This is a genomic window from Duganella margarita (assembly GCF_009857535.1).
Taxonomy (GTDB): Bacteria; Pseudomonadota; Gammaproteobacteria; order Burkholderiales; family Burkholderiaceae_D; genus Rugamonas; species Rugamonas margarita.
This window is the reverse complement of the sequence record NZ_WWCS01000096.1, coordinates 1-263: the sequence shown is the minus strand read 5'-3', so window position 1 is coordinate 263 and position 263 is coordinate 1. Positions and strand designations below refer to the sequence as shown.

The following is a 263-nucleotide window of genomic DNA, read 5'->3' as shown; positions in this document are numbered from 1 at the left end:
AGGATTCGTGACTGGGGTGAAGTCGTAACAAGGTAGCCGTATCGGAAGGTGCGGCTGGATCACCTCCTTTCTAGAGTTTGCAGGATTCTCCGGAATCACTTTCAAGCGCTCACACTTATCGACTGTAGACAATAAAAGAACAGCAAATATTGGGGCTGTAGCTCAGCTGGTTAGAGCACCGTGTTGATAACGCGGGGGTCGTTGGTTCGAGTCCAACCAGCCCTACCAGTTGCCTGTATTAAGTGGTACCCATGGGGGATTAG

The 263-nt window shown here is 50.6% G+C and carries 1 tRNA gene and 1 rRNA gene; both read left to right on the top strand.

Annotation, left to right across the window (positions count from 1 at the left end):
• Nucleotides 1-70: ribosomal RNA gene (locus GTP55_RS29380) — 16S ribosomal RNA — on the top strand; the annotation flags it as partial.
• An 81-nt stretch (nt 71-151) separates the two neighbouring features.
• Nucleotides 152-228, top strand: a tRNA-Ile gene (locus GTP55_RS29375).
• The last annotated feature ends 35 nt before the right edge of the window (nt 229-263 follow it).